At 64.5% G+C, this 3,255-nt stretch carries 4 protein-coding genes; all 4 read left to right on the forward strand.

Translation table 11 applies throughout. From position 1 onward, the window contains the following. Positions 1-497 precede the first annotated feature (497 nt). On the forward strand, positions 498-971 hold the full coding sequence (locus tag EES43_RS11725) for a hypothetical protein (protein WP_124268677.1): 474 nt from the start codon (positions 498-500) through the stop codon (positions 969-971). A gap of 687 nt (positions 972-1,658) precedes the next feature. Then, positions 1,659-1,946, forward strand: a complete 288-nt coding sequence (locus tag EES43_RS11730) for a hypothetical protein (protein ID WP_124268678.1) — start codon at positions 1,659-1,661, stop codon at positions 1,944-1,946. Between the two features lie 195 nt (positions 1,947-2,141). After that, positions 2,142-3,071, forward strand: a complete 930-nt coding sequence (locus EES43_RS11735) for a site-specific integrase (protein WP_164493159.1) — start codon at positions 2,142-2,144, stop codon at positions 3,069-3,071. Next, positions 3,064-3,255 (forward strand): hypothetical protein (locus tag EES43_RS30985; RefSeq protein WP_206430037.1); only part of this gene is annotated, 192 nt, incomplete at its 3' end. The genes EES43_RS11735 and EES43_RS30985, both read left to right, overlap by 8 nt.

A 3,255-nucleotide genomic window follows, 5' to 3' on the forward strand; every position in this document is an offset into this window, starting at 1 on the left:
GCGGCCCCCGCGTCGGCGAAAGCACAGGCGACCGCTCGCCGCCGACGCCTCGGCTTCCCAAGCGAGGGCTCACGTAGCTGACCAAGCGAACCGGTCGCCTATTGAGCACGCCCCGTAGCTGCCCGCCGTCAAGGCTAGCGTCCGACATCGTCGTCAGTCCGCTGCGCACCAGTCTCGCGACACCGCAGACGACGCAGAAGTAGCGATCGAGCATCCTCACGGGATGTCCGCGCAGCGCCAGACCTGATGGTTACTCACAGCAGGAGTCTGCATCTGGATCTAGCATTCAGTGCGCTGGATGCATCTGTTACAAGCTTCCGGCGAGATGCGTACACGCAGGCACGCATCACCACTGTTCAGACTGTGTGTGCACCGACTGCATCGGAGGTGCGAGGCAGCAATGCATCCTCTGAGCATGCAGTTCAACAGACCTGCGGACAACTGCAGTTGTTGTTGTCTATGCTGTCGCACGAGATCACAGACTGGAAGGGGAGGCAGTGCAGGACATCGACGCCTCCGCGCACCGCTTTTTTCAACAGTTGCGCGAACAGGCCGATGCCTTCAGGGAGGGCGTTAAGGTCGCCAAGCTGGAGCGCGACGAGGCGAATGCTCGTCTCGCCGACGCAGAGGCGAAGCTGGCGCACACCTTGGAAGCCATGCGTGCCATGCGCGTCTACACCGGGGAGGGCACTGAGCCGCCCGAGGAAGACCTGGAGAGCCAGGAGGAATCGAGTAGCCAGGAGGGCACTGAGATCTCGTCGATCGAGGCGGCCATCTTCGAGGTGCTCGGCGTGGGCGTTTGGCTGTCCTCTTCCGAGATCACACGGAAGGTCGAAGCACTCGGCGTGAGCAGTTCCGCGGGTAGCGTCCGTGCCAGGTTGAGCAAGCTGCGCAAGCAGGGGATCGTCCAGCAGAACAGCAGGTCCAAGTACTCGGTCAGCAAACCGGGATCGGGGGCTTCTCGGAGGTAGCGAACCGTTCCTGAAGAAGAAGATCGGCCGCCGCAAGTTGCGAGCCCACGGCGGCCGTTGGCGTACCCCTACCTAAGGGCCCACACCAGCCGACAGCTTAGGCTACTCGGTCGGTTCTGCGTGGGCTCTTCTCCGATCAGCCGCTGACCAGCGCGGCAATCAAATGACAGGACTCACGACTTGAGCAGCGAATCTTCCGAATCCGCTGGAGGCACACCCCCACGAGGTGGGCAGCGTCCCCGAGCCGAGGGCGCGTCGACTGGCCTCAAGGCTGAAACCACCAAGTACGTCATGCCGCCTGTCAGCATCCAAGCTGTCCGGCAGATGGACGTCCTCGTAGCCGTCGTGGCTACCTGTACGACCAGGCGCGCAGCCGTCAAGATTAGCGACATAGTTACGGCTACCGGCCTGGAACGCCGAGACATCCACCCCACCTTGCGGTTTCTGACCGGAACAGGACTACTGAGGTCGAGCCCTGCCGGATGGACCCCGACGGTGCCGGGCGTGGGGGTCGCGCAGCACTGGAACGCTGACCGCACTGCAGCCGGCGTGGCCCTCGCAGAAGCCTGGCGCCTCTCCTGGATATACCCCCTGCTCCTGGAATCTGTTCAGCCAGGAGTCACCCTGAGCGCAGAATCGCTCGCCGATGCCATGCGGCCTCACAAGACATCCAGGATCACACCATGGATGCAGCTCGTGGACTGGCTCGAGCTTGCTCAGTATGTCCAGCGTGACGACGTCGGGAGCCTGCGTCTGACGGCGCACCTTCACGATGACCCCGCGGGTAGCGCCGAGGCGGCAGACGGCATGAGCAGGGATAGGGAAGGGGAACCGTCGGCGAACCCCGACCCATCGCCCGGACTGGTCCCCCCTTTGAGCATGGATGAACTTCTAAAGCTGAACGCTGCCGATTTCGGGGCGGTCACACGTTCTCTCGCGACGATCTACGAGGTGCTCTCCCGCCAGCGGGCGTAGCTGCCTCGCCGGCGAACTCCTTCGCGGCTCCGTCACCTTTTCGCGCGCGAGCGTTTGCGTCAAGGTGAAGCCCTTCGCAAGCTGGTGTGAACTTGCACCACTGGAGGTCGCTTCACCATGCCCGCGTCACGCACCCCTGGACCAATCCGACACCTGCCCGATGCCCCCCGCACGTCCGCCACCGAATCAGCGGACGTGACGCTGGCGTACGCCGTCGAGCAGGCACTCTCCCTCTGGACCGACATGACTTCCCGTGGACAGATGTCCCCCCAGACGAACCGATCGTTTGGACAGCTCCTCGAGCGTTATCAACGCTATGCCCAGTCCCGCCGAGTCCTCGTCCTGGATGCCGCTACCGCCGACCTCGCCGAGGACTTCATTTTCGCTCAGGGACGCACCCGCCACGGCCGCATCGGGGAATCAGCCAGCGCGACCATGCACCAGCGACGTGCGGTCCTCCGCTCCTTCTATCGAGCGCTACGCGAACTCGGTCTTACCGACGCCGACCCCACCCGAAACATCCGCCTGCCCGAACGCGCCCATACCTTGATCAGGCCGTTGGACGAGGACGAGGCTGTGGCTCTTCGCCACGCCGCAGAGTACGTCGCCCGTCCTAGCCGGCACGCCGCTGCAGCGGCACTGGCACTGTCGGGTGGCCACAGCGGCGAGATCGGCCACGCTCGCATCCGTGACCTGAACCGCTCAGCCAAAGCGGTATGGATGCATGGCTCCTCCCGCACCGAGCCCCGGTGGTGTCCACTGGACCCGTGGGCCCTGCGCGTCCTTCTGGCCAGGGCCACCTTTGTAGAAAAGCAGCAGCGCACCAAAGCCGACCTCCCCGATGCCCGCCTTGCGGTGTCCTCAGCACCCGCCCCCGATGAACAGATCCAGGCCCGCGCCTGCGTCGCCCTGTCTGACCTGATCCGCCGCATCGGACTCAGCACCGACCCTCAGGTCAAACCCGCCTCGCTCACCGCTTACGCAGCCGTGGCAATCTTCGATGCGAGCGGAAGCATCGAAGAAGTTGTTCGGCGCCTCGGACTGCGGTCTCTCGACCGGGCTGCGCACATCGTCGGCTACGACTGGACCCGGCCGGCGATGGGACAGCAGGGCTCTCATGCCTGAAGACCTCTTCGGAGACGCCGTCCCGCCGGCGCAACGTATTCGGCGCAAGCGCGCTTTCAAAGACAAGGACCGCCGAACCCTGAGCGAACGTCTGAGCGACTGCGCACACAACCCCGACCTCTACGAGCTGGCTGAATCTCTGCCACAGACGGGCAGTGTCGGCAGACCCCGCGGCTACCCAGAC

Source organism: Streptomyces sp. ADI96-02, from assembly GCF_003846185.1.
Lineage (GTDB): Bacteria > Actinomycetota > Actinomycetes > Streptomycetales > Streptomycetaceae > Streptomyces.

Bases quoted from the DNA above. Each gene is read 5' to 3' on its own strand.
- EES43_RS11730 (WP_124268678.1), top strand. From the start codon at position 1,659: ATGCAGCTCGTGGACTGGCTCGAGCTTGCTCAGTATGTCCAGCGTGAC.